16 protein-coding genes are annotated in these 16,240 nt (G+C 63.5%); 8 read left to right on the top strand and 8 right to left on the bottom strand.

Going from position 1 to position 16,240, the window contains the following annotated elements; translation table 11 throughout:
- Positions 1 to 5: 5 nt before the first annotated feature.
- Positions 6 to 950, bottom strand: a complete 945-nt coding sequence (gene fabD, locus QTJ18_RS10105; protein ID WP_252751544.1) for an ACP S-malonyltransferase — start codon at positions 948 to 950, stop codon at positions 6 to 8.
- A gap of 75 nt (positions 951 to 1,025) precedes the next feature.
- The gene (locus QTJ18_RS10100; RefSeq protein WP_252751545.1) at positions 1,026 to 2,315 is read right to left on the bottom strand and encodes an Nramp family divalent metal transporter; all 1,290 of its coding nucleotides are present in this window, start codon (positions 2,313 to 2,315) and stop codon (positions 1,026 to 1,028) included.
- 217 nt (positions 2,316 to 2,532) lie between these two features.
- On the opposite strand from QTJ18_RS10100, the gene QTJ18_RS10095 reads away from it, so the two are divergent.
- The 6 genes from QTJ18_RS10095 to rplI all read left to right on the top strand — a co-directional run bounded on the left by QTJ18_RS10095 (position 2,533) and on the right by rplI (position 7,572).
- Positions 2,533 to 3,576, top strand: coding sequence for an aldo/keto reductase (locus QTJ18_RS10095; RefSeq protein ID WP_252751546.1), 1,044 nt, complete (start codon positions 2,533 to 2,535; stop codon positions 3,574 to 3,576).
- 191 nt (positions 3,577 to 3,767) lie between these two features.
- Positions 3,768 to 4,712: an RTX toxin gene (locus QTJ18_RS10090; protein WP_252751547.1), complete on the top strand. Its 945-nt coding sequence runs from the start codon at positions 3,768 to 3,770 to the stop codon at positions 4,710 to 4,712.
- Between the two features lie 382 nt (positions 4,713 to 5,094).
- On the top strand, positions 5,095 to 5,562 hold the full coding sequence (gene rpsF, locus QTJ18_RS10085) for a 30S ribosomal protein S6 (RefSeq protein WP_252751548.1): 468 nt from the start codon (positions 5,095 to 5,097) through the stop codon (positions 5,560 to 5,562).
- A 24-nt stretch (positions 5,563 to 5,586) separates the two neighbouring features.
- A complete protein-coding gene (rpsR, locus tag QTJ18_RS10080) occupies positions 5,587 to 5,835 on the top strand; it encodes a 30S ribosomal protein S18 (protein WP_062552730.1) in 249 nt (82 codons plus the stop codon).
- A 171-nt stretch (positions 5,836 to 6,006) separates the two neighbouring features.
- Positions 6,007 to 6,972 (top strand): DUF2232 domain-containing protein, encoded by a 966-nt coding sequence (locus QTJ18_RS10075; protein ID WP_252751549.1) that lies wholly within the window; start codon positions 6,007 to 6,009, stop codon positions 6,970 to 6,972.
- A gap of 24 nt (positions 6,973 to 6,996) precedes the next feature.
- Positions 6,997 to 7,572 (top strand): 50S ribosomal protein L9, encoded by a 576-nt coding sequence (gene rplI, locus QTJ18_RS10070; RefSeq protein WP_252751550.1) that lies wholly within the window; start codon positions 6,997 to 6,999, stop codon positions 7,570 to 7,572.
- A 147-nt stretch (positions 7,573 to 7,719) separates the two neighbouring features.
- On the opposite strand, the gene QTJ18_RS10065 is transcribed toward rplI, so the two are convergent.
- From QTJ18_RS10065 to QTJ18_RS10055, 3 genes are read right to left on the bottom strand one after another with little or no spacing between them, the layout of a single operon-like run.
- Positions 7,720 to 8,772, bottom strand: coding sequence for an HlyD family secretion protein (locus tag QTJ18_RS10065; protein WP_252751551.1), 1,053 nt, complete (start codon positions 8,770 to 8,772; stop codon positions 7,720 to 7,722).
- Between the two features lie 13 nt (positions 8,773 to 8,785).
- The gene (locus QTJ18_RS10060; RefSeq protein ID WP_252751552.1) at positions 8,786 to 10,546 is read right to left on the bottom strand and encodes an MFS transporter; all 1,761 of its coding nucleotides are present in this window, start codon (positions 10,544 to 10,546) and stop codon (positions 8,786 to 8,788) included.
- On the bottom strand, positions 10,543 to 10,998 hold the full coding sequence (locus QTJ18_RS10055) for a MarR family winged helix-turn-helix transcriptional regulator (protein WP_252751553.1): 456 nt from the start codon (positions 10,996 to 10,998) through the stop codon (positions 10,543 to 10,545). The genes QTJ18_RS10060 and QTJ18_RS10055 overlap by 4 nt, the downstream gene beginning before the upstream one ends.
- A gap of 442 nt (positions 10,999 to 11,440) precedes the next feature.
- On the opposite strand from QTJ18_RS10055, the gene QTJ18_RS10050 reads away from it, so the two are divergent.
- On the top strand, positions 11,441 to 12,937 hold the full coding sequence (locus tag QTJ18_RS10050) for a replicative DNA helicase (RefSeq protein WP_252751554.1): 1,497 nt from the start codon (positions 11,441 to 11,443) through the stop codon (positions 12,935 to 12,937).
- A gap of 47 nt (positions 12,938 to 12,984) precedes the next feature.
- On the opposite strand, the gene QTJ18_RS10045 is transcribed toward QTJ18_RS10050, so the two are convergent.
- From QTJ18_RS10045 to QTJ18_RS10035, 3 genes are all read right to left on the bottom strand, one after another.
- Positions 12,985 to 13,287: an AzlD family protein gene (locus QTJ18_RS10045; protein WP_252751555.1), complete on the bottom strand. Its 303-nt coding sequence runs from the start codon at positions 13,285 to 13,287 to the stop codon at positions 12,985 to 12,987.
- A complete protein-coding gene (locus QTJ18_RS10040) occupies positions 13,284 to 13,985 on the bottom strand; it encodes an AzlC family ABC transporter permease (RefSeq protein WP_252751556.1) in 702 nt (233 codons plus the stop codon). Before QTJ18_RS10040 ends, QTJ18_RS10045 begins: the two co-directional genes overlap by 4 nt.
- Before the next feature lie 63 nt (positions 13,986 to 14,048).
- Positions 14,049 to 14,906 carry an AraC family transcriptional regulator gene (locus QTJ18_RS10035; RefSeq protein ID WP_252751557.1) on the bottom strand — a complete coding sequence of 286 codons (858 nt, stop codon included), beginning with the start codon at positions 14,904 to 14,906 and terminating at the stop codon, positions 14,049 to 14,051.
- An 83-nt stretch (positions 14,907 to 14,989) separates the two neighbouring features.
- Between QTJ18_RS10035 and alr the strand changes: the two genes are divergently transcribed.
- Positions 14,990 to 16,147, top strand: coding sequence for an alanine racemase (gene alr / locus QTJ18_RS10030; RefSeq protein WP_252751558.1), 1,158 nt, complete (start codon positions 14,990 to 14,992; stop codon positions 16,145 to 16,147).
- The last annotated feature ends 93 nt before the right edge of the window (positions 16,148 to 16,240 follow it).

The following is a 16,240-nucleotide window of genomic DNA, read 5'->3' as shown; positions in this document are numbered from 1 at the left end:
CGTTCTCAGCCGAGAAGTGTTTTCAGCGCGGCATCAATATCCGCCGGCGTGTTGACGGCAATGCCCGTCACGGTCTTGTCGATGCGGCGGGCAAGGCCGGTCAGGACCTTGCCGGCGCCGATTTCGTAAAGCGTCGTCACATCATTGGCCGCAAACCATTCGACCGTCTCGCGCCAGCGCACCTGGCCGGTCACCTGGGTGACGAGCAATTGCGCGATCTCATCGGCATCGCGCACCGGTGCGGCGCGGACATTGGCAATGACGGGAACGACGGGATCGCGCTTGGCCACCTGCGCCAGCGCATGCTGCATGGCATTGCCGGCAGGCGCCATCAGAGCCGAATGAAAGGGGGCCGAGACCGGCAGCATGATGGCCCGCTTGGCACCCTTTTCCGTCGCCAGCGCCGCCGCCTTCTCGACTGCGGCCCTGGAGCCGGAAATGACCAGCTGGCCGCCGCCATTGTCATTGGCGATCTGGCAGACACCGGCGTCCCGGGCCTCGGTGCAGACGGCATCGACATCCACCTGTTCCAGGCCGATAATGGCCGCCATGGCGCCCTCGCCGACCGCCACGGCCGATTGCATGGCATCGCCGCGGATCCGCAGGAGCCTTGCCGTATCGGCAATGGTGAAGGTTTCTGCCGCGCAGAGTGCCGAATATTCGCCCAGCGAATGACCGGCAACATAGGCGACCTTGTCGGCGAGCTTCAGACCGCCGGCTTCCAGGACGCGCATGACAGCCATCGAGACCGCCATCAGCGCCGGCTGGGCATTGGCCGTCAGCGTCAGCTGATCCTCCGGCCCATTCCACATGATGTCGGACAGTTTCTGGCCAAGCGCTTCGTCGACTTCCTCGAAAACCGCACGGGCCTGCGGGAAGGCCTCGGCGAGATCCTTGCCCATACCGACGGCCTGACTGCCCTGGCCGGGGAACGTGAATGCAATGCTCATGGGATAAGTCCTTCCCTTTTTCGCCTTTCCATTCACATTCTCTCGCGCCAAGTCAAGGCCGCAGGTGCCTGGCCGTCAGGTCAGGAGGCCGATCACCTCGTTGATGCACAGAACAATGAACAGCAGGGCGGCAATGCCGAGCAGGCCGTTCGACACCCAGCCGCTGCGCCATTGCGCCGGAACGCGTGATGAATTCAAGAGCCAGATCAGGGTCAGCGCCAAAAAGGGCATGAAGAAGGCGCCCAGCGCGCCGTAGATCACCACGAGCAGGAAGGGGCGGCCAAAATATAGCAGCACCATCGGCGGGATCGTCAGCCAGAACAGGAAGAAGCGGAAGGCCGGCGTACGTTCCAGCCCCTCGCGCGAACCCGTTTCGCCCTGGATGTGGTTGCGGACGAAATCGGCGAACAGCAGCGAGACACCGTGCCAGACGCCGAGGATGGAGGACACCGAGGTGGCAAAGAAGCCGACGAGGAAGAGCGTCGAGACGACGCCGCCGAAGCGCTCGCGCAAGACCTCGTCGAGGTCGAGAAGGCCGCGATCGCCGCTCGAAAGGGTGATCTGCGCGGTATAGAGCAGCTCGGCGCCGATGATCAGCATGGCGACGACGAAGATGCCGGTCATGACATAGGCCACCCGATTGTCGAGCCGCATGACGCCCATCCAGGCCGGCGTGCGCCAGCCCTTGGCATTCACCCAATAGCCATAGGAGGCCATGGTGATGGTGCCGCCGACGCCGCCGATCAGGCCGAGCGTGTAGATGGCGGAGCCTTCCGGAATGGACGGGATCAGGCCGGTGATCGCCTCACCGACATTGGGACCGACGAGAATGGCCACGCCCACGACGATCACGAACATGGTGCCGATGAAGAGTTTCATGACCGTTTCAAACATTTCGTAACGGTTCATGGCCACGAACAGCGCGCACACGATGCCGGCCGTCATCGCCCAGGCCCAAAGGGGCAGGATCGGAAAGAGCGCCGCCAGCGGCAGGGCCGTCGCGCTCATTGCCGTCGCGCCGTAGACAAAGCCCCAGATCAGGATATAGGCGCCGAAATACCACGTCGTCCAGCGCCCCAGAGAGCGCCAGCCGTCCAGCATGGTCGAGCCGGTTGCCAGATGATAGCGGGCGGACCCTTCGGCGAGCGCGATCTTGACGATGCAGCCGATGACCGCAGCCCATAGCAGCGCATAGCCGAATTTCGACCCCGCTATGAGCGTCGCCACCAGATCGCCGGCGCCGACACCGGTCGCTGCCGCCACGATGCCGGGTCCGATCAGCTTCCACCGCGCCGCACCGACCGGCGGCAGAGCGGCATCGGCTGGTTCGTTCAGCCTGCCGCCCGCTGTGTTCCGCTCTTCCATCTCAACACTCCATGCAATTCAAAAGACATGATTTTGACCTCGAAAGGACACAAAGTGTTTTGGCCGCGAAAGGTTGCCTGTTCGTCAACGTCATCTTCGATCGCGCGGCCGGCACCAAGGGTGGACGGGCGGTTTTGCTTGCGTTGCAGCAAAAGCCCCCTACATTCGCCTCGCCATTCCATCACCTGCCGCTCAAGGCGAAAGACAGGACACATTCATGAAATACAAGACGCTTGGCCGGACGGATATCCGTGTCTCCGAAATCTGCCTGGGCACGATGACCTGGGGCTCGCAGAACACGCAGGACGAAGCCTTCGCGCAGATGGATCATGCGTTGGAAGCCGGGGTCAACTTCTTCGATACGGCCGAACTCTACCCCACGACGCCGGTCTCGCCCGAGACCTATACCGACACCGAGAAGATGATCGGCAACTGGCTTGTCGCAAGGGGCAAGCGCGACAACGTCGTCCTGGCCACCAAAGTCGCGGGCGCCGGCCGGCCCTATATCCGCAACGGCGCGCCGATCAATGCCGAGACGATCCGGCTTGCCGTCGACGCCAGCCTGTCGCGACTGAAGACCGATTATATCGACCTTTACCAGATCCACTGGCCGAACCGCAGCCATTTCCATTTCCGCGGCGCCTGGAACTACGATCCCTCGACCCATGACAAGGCCCGTACTCTTGCCGAGATCACCGAAAAGCTGGAGGTGCTCGGCGAATGCGTGAAGGCAGGCAAGATCCGCGCGATCGGTCTCTCCAACGAGACGAGCTGGGGCACGCAGACCTTCCTGACCATTGCCGAGCGGCTCGGCCTGCCGCGCGTGGCAACCGTGCAGAACGAATATAACCTGCTCTACCGGCATCATGATCTCGACATGGCGGAGCTGTCGCATCACGAAGATGTCGGCCTGCTTGCCTATTCGCCGCTGGCCGGCGGCATTCTGTCGGGCAAATATCTCGACGGGCAAAGGCCGGAAGGCTCGCGCGGCTCCATCAATCGCGACATTGGCGGCCGCCTCGTCTCCTATCAGGAGCCGGCGACGCGGGCCTATCTGGAGCTGGCGCGCGCCCATGGCCTCGATCCCTCGCAAATGGCGCTGGCATTCTGCCTGACCCGGCCGTTCATGGCGTCCGTCATCATCGGCGCCACCTCGATGGACCAGCTGACGCGAAACATCGGCGCGGCCGATGTGACGCTGAGCGACGAGGTGATGCAGGGGATCAGCCAGATCCACCGGCAATATCCGATGCCGATCTGACGCGCGGGTTTGCGGCCGCAGGGACTGCGCCACCAGCGATTTGCCGATCGCTAACCTTTCCCGCAGGTTCCGCTGGCCAGCCGGGCATGGCAGGCCTTAAGGCTTTCTTGGGGTCCGCGAGCATAGAATGGTGATCCGGTGCCATGTCGACGCCGGATCACAGGCCTGCGCCAATTCAAGAGGCGACGAACTTGAGCATAACCAACAGCTTCTTCGCCAATCCCAATGCATCGCGTTATGTCGACACGTTGTTTTCGCCGCTCAACGCTTCGTCGAGCCCGGCCGGCGCTTCAAGAGCGCAATCCTCATCTGACAGAGTTGGCGGCTTTGGCGGCTTTGGCGGCTTTGAAGCCGGGGCGGCGGGTCAGGCCGAAAGCCAGACGGCAGGCCAGCGCGCGCTGTCGCGCATCATCGAGATCCTGACACTCGGCGGTGGCGAAGAGAGCGGTCAGGCGCGGATGAACGAGCAGCTCGGCTATGTCACGAGCGGCCAGGGCACGGAAGGCGAGGATAGGCTGACGGTTTCGGCGCGCGGCATATTCGGTCTCGATACCGGCGCCGGCAACGATGTCCTCACCCTGTCGAGCGCCACGATTTCGGGCCTGGCGGGCGGCGCCGGCGACGACACGATCGACGCGGCCGGCCGCTTCATCGCCTCGATCGATGGCGGCGACGGCCGGGACGACCTCAGGATCAAGGCTGCCCTGGCGCTCGACATTCTCGGCGGTGCGGGAGACGATAGCCTGAAAGTCGCCGCGCAGACCATTCGCGGCCTGGATGGCGGCGAAGGCAATGACCGGCTGGTGCTGCAGGGCAACCGGATTTTCGCCACCGGCGGCGAAGGCGACGATACTGTCGATATCCAGGCAACCGGGCGGGATGCGGTGGTGGAATACGGCTTCGGCCGGGGCGGCGGGCAGGACGCGGTGACCAGCAATGGACCGCTTTCGCTGGCGCTCGGATCGCTTGCGGCAAGCGATCTTCTGGTAACCGTCAGCGGCAACAGTTTGACCGCCAGTATCCAGGGAAGCACCGACCGTATTTCAGTGACCTTGGCCGGCAAAGATCCCCTTTCCTACCGGTTCGCCGTCAAGGACGGGCAGACCATGCTGATGATCGAGCAATCGGCGCCCTGACGGCGAGGCCCGGCGCGCTTGCCGTCAGCACCCCCTGCTTGCGACCCCTTGCGACCCTGTGCGCCCCTCGCGCCCCCCCCCCGCGACCAAATTCCCTTGTTGATTTGCTCTAAATCGCCCCCCGCGCTTGCTTTTGGGGAAAATGCGCGTATAAGCGCCCCTGTTCGAACCGCCCGGTCATCTGGCTGGTGGCTGAACGGAGGGCCGGTTCCGTTACTGGAACCGCAGGAACCGCAAGCGTTCCGGCCTCCCGTGTCTCCGCTCTCGACCGTCTCGATCGTCACGCTTTTCTTGCCGGAGCTTCAGGCTCCTCCCAAGACCAGTCGTTGAGGCTTAGCCGCCGATTACCGGGCCAAGACAACCGCAAGAAAGGCAAGCTACTATGGCTCTTTATGAACATGTATTCCTTGCCCGGCAGGATATGTCCGCTCAGCAGGTTGATGCCCTCGTCGAACAGTACAAGGGTGTCATCGAAGCTCATGGCGGCAAGGTCGGGCGCGTAGAAAACTGGGGCCTCAAGTCCCTCACCTACCGCATCAAGAAGAACCGCAAGGCTCATTATGCGCTGATGGACATCGATGCACCGGCTGCCGCCGTGCACGAAGTCGAGCGCCAGATGCGCATCAACGAAGACGTTCTTCGCTACATGACGATTGCCGTCGACAAGCACGAAGAAGGCCCGTCTGCCATGATGCAGAAGCGCGACCGCGACGACCGTCCGCGCCGCGATGGCGACCGTCCGGAGCGTTCCTTCGGCGACCGCGGCCCGCGTCCGGATCGTGGCCCGCGTGAAGATCGTGGCCCGCGTGAAGGCGGCTTCGAGCGTCGTCCGCGCGAAGATCGTGCGTAATTCGAGAGCTTAAGGAGAATTACCATGGCTGACGCATCCTCTGCTCCGGCACGCCGTCCCTTCCATCGCCGCCGCAAGACCTGCCCCTTCTCGGGCGCCAATGCACCGCGGATCGACTACAAGGACGTTCGCCTCCTGCAGCGTTACATTTCCGAGCGCGGCAAGATCGTTCCGTCGCGCATCACGGCCGTTTCCCAGAAGAAGCAGCGCGAGCTGGCCCAGGCCATCAAGCGCGCCCGCTTCCTCGGCCTGCTGCCCTACGTCGTATCCTGATCATGATCCTGCCGCCGGATTTCGTCCGGCGGCATCTCCTTACTTACAAGGATGGCCCTTCCGCGATGGGCGCGGATCGGAACCTCTCTAAAACCCATGTTGGGGACAGACCCGCTGATCTAATCCATCAGGGCCCTCCCCTAACTGCTTGAACCGGCAGGACAGCGAGACGTGTACGGATTGAACCAGACAGTGCTGACCACCGGCATTCTTGCCGGTATTGCCGCCGCCCTGCTCGTGCTGGGCGCGAATGCGCAGCCGTCTTTCGCCTTCGTTCTCTATGCGTCTTCGGCGCTTCCCGTGCTCGTTGCCGGCCTTGGCTGGGGCAATCGCACCGCAATCGTCGCCATCACCACCGCAGCCGTACTCGGCGTGGTGCTCGGCTCGCCGATGTTCGCGCTTGCCATGGCCATTTTCACGCTGATTCCGGCCGGCTGGCTCTCCCACCTGGCCAATCTCGCCCGCCCCGCCGCCGAGCTCGGCGGACCGGCGGACCTGGTGGCCTGGTATCCGATCTCCGATATTCTCCTGCATCTGTGCGGCCTGGTGACGATCGCGGTCATCATCCTCGGCGTCGTCATCGGCTACGGCCCCGAACTGACCAATGCGCTGGTCGATGCCATGGCCGAGAGCTTCAACCGGCAGGATCCTTCGCTCGTTCCGGATGCCGCTTCGCTTGCCCAGACCAAGGCGCTGATCGTGCTGATGCTGCCGATGATCCAGGGCGGCCTGTGGGTCATGCTGCTGTTCACCGCCTTCTACCTGGCGGTGAGGATCGTGTCCCGCAGCGGCCGCGCGCTTCGCCCGCGCGAAGACATGCCCTCGGCGCTGCGCATGAACCGCAATGCGATCTTCATCTTTCTCGGCGGCATTCTGTTGACATTCGTGGGCGGCGTTCCGGCCATGATCGGCGCGACCGTCTGCGGCACCTTCGGCGCCGGCTTCCTGATGGCGGGCTTCGCCGCGCTCCACTTCAACCTGAAAGGCAAGGACTGGCGGCTGCCCGCCCTCGTCCTCGCTTATCTTTCCAGCCTGCTGTTTCTGCCGCTGCTCGCAGTTGTCGTGCTCGGCCTCACCGATACCCGCCGGACGATCGCCCTGACGCCGGCGCGCAAACAAGACACCGACGAATCTTAAGACCTGATCAGAAAGGACACTACAATGGACGTCATTCTCCTCGAACGCATCTCCAAGCTTGGCCAGATGGGCGAAACCGTGAAGGTTCGCGACGGTTATGCGCGCAACTTCCTGCTGCCGCAGGGCAAGGCACTGCGCGCCAACGCCGCCAACAAGACCCGTTTCGAAGCCGAGCGCGCCACGCTGGAAGCCCGCAACCTCGAGCGCAAGTCGGAAGCCCAGAAGGTTGCCGAAGCCCTCGAAGGCAAGTCCTTCATCATCGTTCGCGCTGCCGGCGAAACCGGCCAGCTCTACGGCTCTGTCGCTGCCCGTGACATCCTCGAGGCTCTGTCTGCGGAAGGCTTCAACATCGGCCGCAACCAGATCGACCTCAACAACCCGATCAAGGCAATCGGCCTGCACAAGGTGACGCTGCATCTGCATGCTGAAGTCGAGATCGAAATCGACCTCAACGTCGCCCGTTCGGCCGAAGAAGCCGAGCGTCAGGCCAAGGGTGAAAACCTCAACTCCGTCGACGCCATCTACGGCGTGGACGAAGACGCCCTGCGTCCGGAAGACTTCTTCAACCCGGATGAAGACGAAGACGGCGACGACGCCTGATCCAGATCCTGCCAATAGGCATGATCAGACCCCGGATCCGCCTGCGGATCCGGGGTCTTTTTTCTCAAATGTAGCCCGATTGCCTGCGCGATGCCGGATCGCAATCTGCCGATGCGCGGCTTTGCGCAAGCCCGCTGTCGCGCCGCCTCAGCCCAGCTCCGGCTTGGCGGCCGTATCCACCCTCACGACCACCGAGAGGCCGGGCTGCAGCTCTTCGAGCGCCGGCTGGCCGGGATCGAGCCGGATGCGGACGCCGACCCTCTGGGCGATCTTGACGAAATTGCCGGAGGCATTGTCCGAGCGGATGACCGCGAATTCCGATGCCGTGGCCGGCGAGAAGCGCTCGATCTGGCCACGCAGTTCGCGATGATCGAGCGCATCCACGCTGATCTCGACCGGTTGGCCGACCCGCATGCCCTGGAGCTGGGTTTCCTTGAAATTGGCGATCACCCAGACATCCTGCGGCACCACCGCCATCAGCTGGGTTCCGGAGGTGACATACTGGCCGAGCCGGACGCCGACTTCGCCGAGACGCCCGTCGCGCGGTGCATGGACGACCGTGTTGGCCAGATCGATCTGCGCCAGTTCCACGGCGGCCTCGGCACTGGAAACCGCAGCCTCCAGCGATGCGCGGTTGACGACGATCGTCTGGGCCTCCTGGCGCGACACCTCCAGCGCCGCCTCCGCCTGCCGGAGCGCGGCCTGAGCCTTCTCCAGATCCGCCTGGGACTGCTCCTGGCCGCTGGTCGTGCCGACCCCGCTTCGCGACAGGTTCATCTGCCTCTCATTGGCGAGCTGCGCCTGGGTCCGGGCCGCCTCGGCTGCCGACACGGCCGCCTGGCTGGAGGCGATATTGGCCTTGGCCGAGATTTCCTGCTGGTGCGAATTGGCCAGCGCCGCCTTCTGGCTGTCGAGCGTTGCCTGCGCCTGCGCCAGTTTCTGGCGATAGGTGCGATCGTCGATCCGCACCAGGACCTCGCCGGCCTTGACCGTCTGGTAATCCTTGATCGGAACCTCGACGACATAGCCGCTGACCTGCGGACTCAAGGTGGTGACGTAGCCGCGGATATAGGCATTGTCGGTCATTTCGATGGTGCTGGCAAAGGGCGGCAGCCGCCAGGCATAGAGCACGAGGCCGAGGCCGACCACGCCGACCAGCAGCACGATCAGGGTTGCGGGAGAGAAGAAGCGTCTGAACATGGAACTATACCAATTAGCCCTGGGGGTTGATGTGCAGCTCGCCGCGATCGGCATTCCGGCGCTCGAAGCGGGCCTTCAGCCAGTCGAAGGAGAGATGGATGAGAAGGCCGGCCAACGCGGCAAGCGTGGCGAGCCCGAGCAGCAGAAACGTATCGTTATAGGCAAGCACATAGGCCTCGCGCGCGACCTGCTGGCCAAGGAGCGCCAGGCCTTCGGCATGCAGAAGCCCCTGGTCCGTCAGCGTCCTGGCATAGGCCCCCGAGAGCTGGGCGACGCGCGCAGCCACATCGGGATCGGTCAGGCTGATGCTTTCGGTGAGGATGCTCGAATGGAATTTTTCGCGGATGGTGACGAAGGAGCCGAGCAGGCCCGTGGCGATCACCGATCCGCTGATCTGGGTGAAAAGGAAGATTGCGATGAAATTGACCAGATAGGGCACGCCCTTCTGGATCGCCGCGGCAAAGCCTCGTCCCATGACCGGCGGCAGGAACATGGCGGCGCCGAAGGCGATCATCGACTGGCTCACATAGAAGGCTTCGGGCCGGGTGAGATTGTTCGACTGGCTGTCCATCAGCGCGCCGATGGCAATGAGGGAGAGCGCGATCACATGGGCTGCGCCCGACCATTGCCTTGCCATCATCACGGCGCAGACGGCGCCGCCGGCGATCGAGGCCAGAAGGATGAAGACGAAGAGCTGGCTCATCTGGTCGTTCTGCATGCCGAGTTGCTGCAGGAAGCCGACCATGGTGCTGGATTGCTCCGATGTGACGGCGCGAAAGACGATCAGAACGCCCGCCAGATGCAGATTGGGCCAGGTAAAGATCCAGCGAAGATCGAGCAGCGGGTTTTTCCGATGCAGTTCGATCACGGCAAACAGCGTCAGGAAGACGATGGACGTGGCCAGCAGAAGGCCGAGCCATGGCGCTTCGAACCACCAGTAGAAGCGGCCGAGGGTGAAGAAGACGGCGAAGGCGCCAAGGCCGACCGCCAGAAGCAGGTAGGTGAAGACGTCCATGCGTTCGATGACCTTCGCCTTTGGCGGCGCGGTCAATGGCAGGAGATAGATGATCGGCAGGGCGCAGAGGGCCAGGCCCAGTTCCATCGTGTACAGCGCCTGATAGCCGTCCAGATCCAGCAGGCCCGGCGAGATGATGCGGGCGACGGGACTGGCCAGCAGCGTGCCCGTCAAGGCGATGCTGAGGCCGATCGTCAGCTTCTTCTGCGGCGAAAAGGCCTCCAGAATGTAGAGGAAGCCGAGCGAGGAGAGCGGGGCTGCCGCCATGCCGCTGACGAAGCGGATGACGAGCGCCGAGTGATAATCGGTGACGAAGAGGTTGAGGCAGGCGGCCGCCACGAAAGCGGCGATGCTGAGTTCTGCAAAGGGCCTTAGCCCGTATTGGACACGGATCTTGAACAGGGCCAGCGAGAGGCTGGCATAGGGCGCGACATAGGCCGCCGACAGGGCCGCGACTTCCGCGAGCGTTGCGGAGAAGGTACCCTGCAACTGGTAGATATTGGCCGACACGATGTTCATGCCGAGACCCTGCGTCAGAAACATCAGCAGGCCGGACAGGATATAGGCGAGCGTCAACCAGGCCGGCCGCTCTTCCAGCGGAACCGGCTGTTTCGGCAAATCTTGGGGCAGGCGAGGAAGAGGCGCGCCATCCTGCGGCGTCGGTGCCGCAGGCAATGGCTGCGACGAATCCCTTGCCGCCTCTGCCGGCTCCGTAGCGGCGGCGGCGCTGTCCTGCCTGTTCTCCATCGACGCCGTCATTGGTCTTGCTCCTGCGCGCTCGCATCGGAAAGATTGCGGTTGAGAGCCAAGAGAACGCGCAAAGCGACCTGCAGATCCTCCGGCGTGATTCCTTCGGTGATCTGTCGGCGCAGATCGCCCGCCAGCGCCTGGATGTGCCGGCCGGCCTCCTTGCCCTCCGGCGTGACATGGATCTCCTTCACCCGCCGGTCGAGATCCCCTGCCCGCCTTTCGATCAGGTTCTGCTTTTCCATCGCATCGAGAAGGCGCACGAGCGTCGGGGTCTCGATATCGAGCTCCTGTGCCAGGTCCTTTTGCGACAGGCTTCCCCGCCGGGTCAGGGCAAACAGCGTGCGGGCACGCGCCAGGGTCAGCCCGCTTCGCCGGCTTTTCATGTCGAACAGCGCCCGCAGCTTCCTGTTGAAGGCGGACATTTCATCGAACAGGCGCTCGTCGAGCAAGGGGCGGGACATTGATCACCCAGACATATTATTAGGTTGCTAATTGTTTGATCCCTATTTATGGCGGGGTCCGTCGACGATCAAGCGCATATCTGGAATTTTAGCCATGCATGCCGCGCATGACTCGCAGCCAGGCTGTCGAGACCGTGATCCGGCGGCCGCGGATCATGACGTCGCCGTCCTTCAGGCGCGACCTGTGGGGCGACGCCTGCCATCTGCTGACGGAGTGCGTTATGCTACAGGACCGCCGGACGCGATTCGCGTGGTGACCACAGTCAACGAGAATCTGCGGCGAGAGACGGAATTTTTGTTTTCTGCAAGGTCAGCCTGTGAAGAGGTGTGGGTTGACGCTTTGGGGCGTGTGTTGCGAAGAGCGGCGCTCTAGAGTGCCCTCAAGGCACGGGGCGCGGATGAGGCGTGTGGCGACAATGACGAGAATGATGGGATCAGGACAATGAACGAAGCAGCGCGCAAGCTGGGCAATGCCCTGCCGGCAGAGCCGCATTATCGCGAAGCCCCGAACAATATCGAGGCGGAGCAGGCCCTTCTTGGCGCCATCCTCGTCAACAATGATGCCTATTACCGCGTCTCGGACTTTCTGAAGCCCTCGCATTTCCACGAGCCTCTGCACCGCAAGATCTTCGAGGTGGCAGGCGACATCATCCGCATGGGCAAGATCGCCAATCCGGTGACCATCAAGAATTTCCTGCCGGCCGAGACCAAGGTCGGAGAACTGACGATTCCGCAATATCTCGGGCGTCTTGCCGGCGACGCCGTCACCATCATCAATGCGGAGGATTATGGCCGCGCCATCTATGACCTGGCGCTGCGCCGTGCGCTGATCACCATCGGCGAAGACATGGTCAATATTGCCTATGACGCGCCGCTCGACATGCCGCCGCAGACCCAGATCGAGGATACCGAACGGCGTCTGTTTGAACTGGCCGAGACGGGCCGTTACGACGGCGGCTTCCAGTCCTTCGCCGACGCCGTGGCGCAGGCGATCGACATGGCGGGCGCGGCTTTCGAGCGCGACGGCCATCTGTCGGGCATTTCCACCGGCATCATGTCGCTGGACGCGAAGATGGGCGGCCTGCAGCGGTCCGACTTGATCGTTCTGGCAGGGCGACCCGGCATGGGCAAGACCTCGCTTGCCACCAATATCGCCTATAATATTGCCGCCGCCTATGAGCACGAAGTCCTGCCGGATGGATCCTTCAAGGCCAGGAATGGCGGAGTCGTCGGCTTCTACTCGCTCGAAATGTCGTCCGAGCAGCTGGCCACCCGTATCATTTCCGAGCAGACGGAAGTCTCATCCTCGAAGATCCGCCGCGGTGATATCACCGAATCCGATTTCGAGAAGCTCGTGGCCTGCAGCCAGATGATGCAGAAGGTGCCGCTCTATATCGACCAGACCGGTGGTATCTCGATTGCCCAGCTTTCGGCGCGGGCGCGCCGCCTGAAGCGTCAGCGCGGCCTCGATGTACTGGTGGTGGACTATATCCAGCTGATGACCGGCTCCGGCAAGTCCGGCGAAAACCGCGTGCAGGAAGTGACCCAGATCACCACCGGCCTCAAGGCGCTGGGCAAGGAACTCAATGTTCCAATCATCGCGCTCTCGCAGCTCTCGCGTCAGGTCGAGAGCCGCGAGGACAAGCGTCCGCAGCTCTCCGACCTTCGTGAATCCGGCTCGATCGAGCAGGATGCCGACGTCGTCCTCTTCGTCTTCCGCGAGGAATATTATGTGAAGAACATGGAGCCGCGCGATCCCAATGATCCGAAATATGCGGAGTGGGAAGCGCAGATGGACAAGGTGAAAGGCACGGCCGACGTGATCATCGCCAAACAGCGTCACGGACCGACCGGCACCGTCAAGCTCGCCTTCCAGTCGGAATTCACCCGTTTTGCCGATCTGGCCGATCCGAGCTTCACCCAGTACGAGGAGCACTGAGCCTCGGACAGCGCCCCGCTCGAACAAAGCGGGGCGTTTTTTGATGCTTACAGCCCAGCAGCGCGCAAAAGCGCCACCGCGAGCACGCCAAGGCCTGCCGCCGGCAGCAGCGGCAGACGCAGGGCGGCAAGAGCGGTCACGGCGCAGGCGAGCGTTTCGGCGATGCCGGTGGCGATGGCCGTGGGCGTGACAACGGCCATCAGCACGGCCGGCGGCACTGCCGTCAGCGCCTTTTCCATGCGCGGCGTCAGCGTGAAACGGTTGACGAGCATCGCGCCGATGAGGCGGGTGAAGACGGTCGCCGCCATCATGGCGAGGATGGCGGCAAGACTTGCCGGATCGATCGTCATGCGCGGATCTTTCCGCCGACCGGAGCCGCAAGGGCGACGGCGAGGCCGGCAAGCGCGCCGGCGGCAATATACCAGGCGCCGGGAAGCAGGCTGTGCACCGTGACGGAGGCAATCGCGCTGGCGACGAGAATGAGGCCGGTCTCCCGTCCTTTCCAGAAGCCCATCAGAAGCACGATGAAGACGGCCGGGAAAGCGAAGTCCAGGCCATAGACGGCCACGTCGCCGAGCAGCGCACCGAAGAGCGCGCCGCCAAGGCTTGCCAGCACCCAGCCGCAATAGAAGGGCAGCGCGAGGCCGAGATAGAAGGCGGGCGTCAGCGGCCTTTGCCGCGCACGCGCCTCTGCCAGTGCCCAGTTCTCATCCGCCATCACCAGCAGCGTCGGCACTTTCTGCCAGAGCCGGAACAGGCCGAGGCTACGCTCCAGCGAGGCGCCCATCAGAACATGCCGCAGGTTGACCAAAAGCGCCGCAAGGCCGAGCGCGCTCCACGAGGCGGGATGCGTCCAGAGGTCCATGGCGACGAATTGCGAGCCGCCGGCAAAGACCAGCGCGCTCATCAGCACGGTTTCCAGCGGCGACAGGCCATTGCCGGTGGCGACCGTGCCGAAGACGAAGCCGATCGGCAAGGCGGCAAGGACGAGCGGTAGAATGGTGCGCATTCCCTCAAGGAACTCGCGCCGGGGCATAATCGAAGTCATGGAGGCCTCCTGTTGCCGCAGGCTGTAGCCTGCAACGCCCCTTCCGGTCTTGAAGGAAAGTGATCAGCCAGCGCGAAAGACGGCGGGCGTCAGACCCGTGCGCGCCTTGAAATGGCGCGTCAGATGCGCCTGATCGGCAAAACCGCAGGCGGCGGCGACATCCGAGGGTGTGGCACCTTGGCGCAGCAGACGGCGGGCGTGGCGGATGCGCAGATCCGTCTGGTAGGCATGCGGCGTGATGAAATAGTGCTTGCGGAAGGCGCGGATCATATGCGCCCGGCTGAGGCCCGCCACCTTCGCCAGCGCTTCCAGGCCGATCTCGGCGTCGAAATGGCTGGCGATATAGTCCTTCACCCGTCGCATGGCGATGGGCTCCCGGTAATCGGGCGCACGGATGATCTCGCTGCCATGGCAGGCAAACATGGTGGCGAGCACGCCATACATGGCCTCCTCCCCTTCCAGCGCGGTCCCCTCCTCGATTGCCTGATGCGCCCGGTTGAAGGCTGCGGCAAGCCCCTGGTCGGTCAGAAGCTGGCGGGTGAAGCTCGGCATGCCGTGAAAGGCGCGGCCCGTCATGTCCTCGATGATCTCGGTCAGCACCGCCATGTCCGGATAGATCATCCGGTAGCGATAGCCGTCCGGTGCGCCGGGCTGGCCATCATGCACCTCGCCGGGATTGATCAGATAGAGGGCGCCTGGACCCGTATGCTCCCTTTCACCGCGGATCTTCGCCACCTGACAGCCATTCTCGATGGCGCCGATCGAAAACGTGTCGTGCGAATGCGGTGCGAATTCGTGGGTGATGAAGGAGGCCGTCAGACATTCCATATTGCGGAAACGGCTATCCCGCCAGAAGCGGGTGGTTTCCGTCTTTGTCACCGGCATGGCCTGCGCCGCCTGCTGCTGCGAAACATTGTGCATGACGGCAGAATAATCCCGATCGTCGCACCCGTCTTGAACAAAAGTGATAGTGTCCCTTCCAATCGCTTGGAATGGACACCGTAATGACTGACATGCCCGACCTCGATCCCTTCGATGCCACCGCACTGCGCCTGACGGTCAATCTTGCTGCACTGGCCGATAACTGGCGCGACCTTGCAAGGCGCTCCGGCCGCGCCCGGACCGCGGCCGTCGTCAAGGCCGATGCCTATGGCCTGGGGATCGAGGATTGCGGCGAGACGCTTTATCGGGCCGGCGCGCGCGATTTCTTCGTCGCCGCCGCAAGCGAGGGCGAGACGCTGCGGGCCTATGCGCCCGAGGCCAGGATCTTCGTCCTTTCCGGGATCTGGCCCGGCCAGGAGCGCACCTTCTTCGACAATGATCTTGTGCCGGTTCTGGCATCCGAGGAACAATTGGCCTTCTGGATGTCGGTTCTCTCCGAACGCGGTCCCTATCCGTGCGCGCTGCAGGTGGATACCGGCTTCAACCGGCTTGGCCTGTCGGTCGATGAGGCGCTGGCGCTTGCCGAGGATGTGTCGCGTCCCACGAGTTTCGATCCCGTCCTCGTCCTCTCGCACCTGCACAGCGGCGACACCCATGAGTCCGACGGCAATCGCCGGCAGCTCGATCTCTTCAGGACGGTGAGCGCTGCCTATGAGGGGATCGAGGCCAGCCTGTCCGCCTCGGCCGGCATTTTCCTTGGCCCGCAGTATCATTTCGACCTGACCCGTCCGGGCATAGCGCTCTACGGCGGGAAGGCCGTTACGGGCATGGACAATCCGATGCGGCCGGTGGCCACGGCGCAGGCGCGTATCGTGCAGCTTCGCGAGGCAAAGGCGGGCGAGACGGTCAGCTATGGCGGCAGCCACCGCCTGACGCGCGACAGCCGCCTGGCCATTGCCGCTGTCGGCTACGCCGATGGCTATCTGCGCAACCTCTCCGGTGCCGGCGTGCCGCTGCGTTCCCAGATCCCGGCCGGCGCCTGCGGCTTCATTGCCGGCCGGCCAGTGCCGGTGACGGGACGGATCACTATGGATCTGACGATCTTCGATGTCACCGACCTTCCGGCGGGCGCGGTGCGCGCCGGCGATTACATCGAGCTGTTCGGCGACAATCTGGCGCTGGACGATGTCGCAGCCGCCGCCGGTACCATCGGCTACGAGCTTCTGACCGCGCTCGGCCTGCGCTACGAACGGCGCTGGCTTGGCGAAGATGATGTCTGATACTGTCTTGTCCCGTTCTTTTCGAAGCTGACCCTCCGTTCCGCGCCGCCCCCTCTGTTCAGGCCAATCTGAATGCGCTACAAGAGAACAAAA

The sequence above is a fragment of the Rhizobium sp. SSA_523 genome (genome assembly GCF_030435705.1).
Classification (GTDB): Bacteria; Pseudomonadota; Alphaproteobacteria; order Rhizobiales; family Rhizobiaceae; genus Neorhizobium.
This window is presented reverse-complemented; position numbering and strand designations above follow the sequence as displayed.

Excerpts from the sequence above, each read along its gene's own strand:
- fabD (WP_252751544.1), bottom strand. The coding sequence starts at position 950 with ATGAGCATTGCATTCACGTTCCCCGGCCAGGGCAGTCAGGCCGTCGGT.
- QTJ18_RS10100 (WP_252751545.1), bottom strand. The coding sequence starts at position 2,315 with ATGGAAGAGCGGAACACAGCGGGCGGCAGGCTGAACGAACCAGCCGAT.
- QTJ18_RS10095 (WP_252751546.1), top strand. The coding sequence starts at position 2,533 with ATGAAATACAAGACGCTTGGCCGGACGGATATCCGTGTCTCCGAAATC.
- rpsF (WP_252751548.1), top strand. The coding sequence starts at position 5,095 with ATGGCTCTTTATGAACATGTATTCCTTGCCCGGCAGGATATGTCCGCT.
- rpsR (WP_062552730.1), top strand. The coding sequence starts at position 5,587 with ATGGCTGACGCATCCTCTGCTCCGGCACGCCGTCCCTTCCATCGCCGC.
- rplI (WP_252751550.1), top strand. The coding sequence starts at position 6,997 with ATGGACGTCATTCTCCTCGAACGCATCTCCAAGCTTGGCCAGATGGGC.
- QTJ18_RS10065 (WP_252751551.1), bottom strand. The coding sequence starts at position 8,772 with ATGTTCAGACGCTTCTTCTCTCCCGCAACCCTGATCGTGCTGCTGGTC.
- QTJ18_RS10060 (WP_252751552.1), bottom strand. The coding sequence starts at position 10,546 with ATGACGGCGTCGATGGAGAACAGGCAGGACAGCGCCGCCGCCGCTACG.
- QTJ18_RS10055 (WP_252751553.1), bottom strand. The coding sequence starts at position 10,998 with ATGTCCCGCCCCTTGCTCGACGAGCGCCTGTTCGATGAAATGTCCGCC.
- QTJ18_RS10050 (WP_252751554.1), top strand. The coding sequence starts at position 11,441 with ATGAACGAAGCAGCGCGCAAGCTGGGCAATGCCCTGCCGGCAGAGCCG.
- QTJ18_RS10045 (WP_252751555.1), bottom strand. The coding sequence starts at position 13,287 with ATGACGATCGATCCGGCAAGTCTTGCCGCCATCCTCGCCATGATGGCG.
- QTJ18_RS10040 (WP_252751556.1), bottom strand. The coding sequence starts at position 13,985 with ATGACTTCGATTATGCCCCGGCGCGAGTTCCTTGAGGGAATGCGCACC.
- QTJ18_RS10035 (WP_252751557.1), bottom strand. The coding sequence starts at position 14,906 with ATGCACAATGTTTCGCAGCAGCAGGCGGCGCAGGCCATGCCGGTGACA.
- alr (WP_252751558.1), top strand. The coding sequence starts at position 14,990 with ATGACTGACATGCCCGACCTCGATCCCTTCGATGCCACCGCACTGCGC.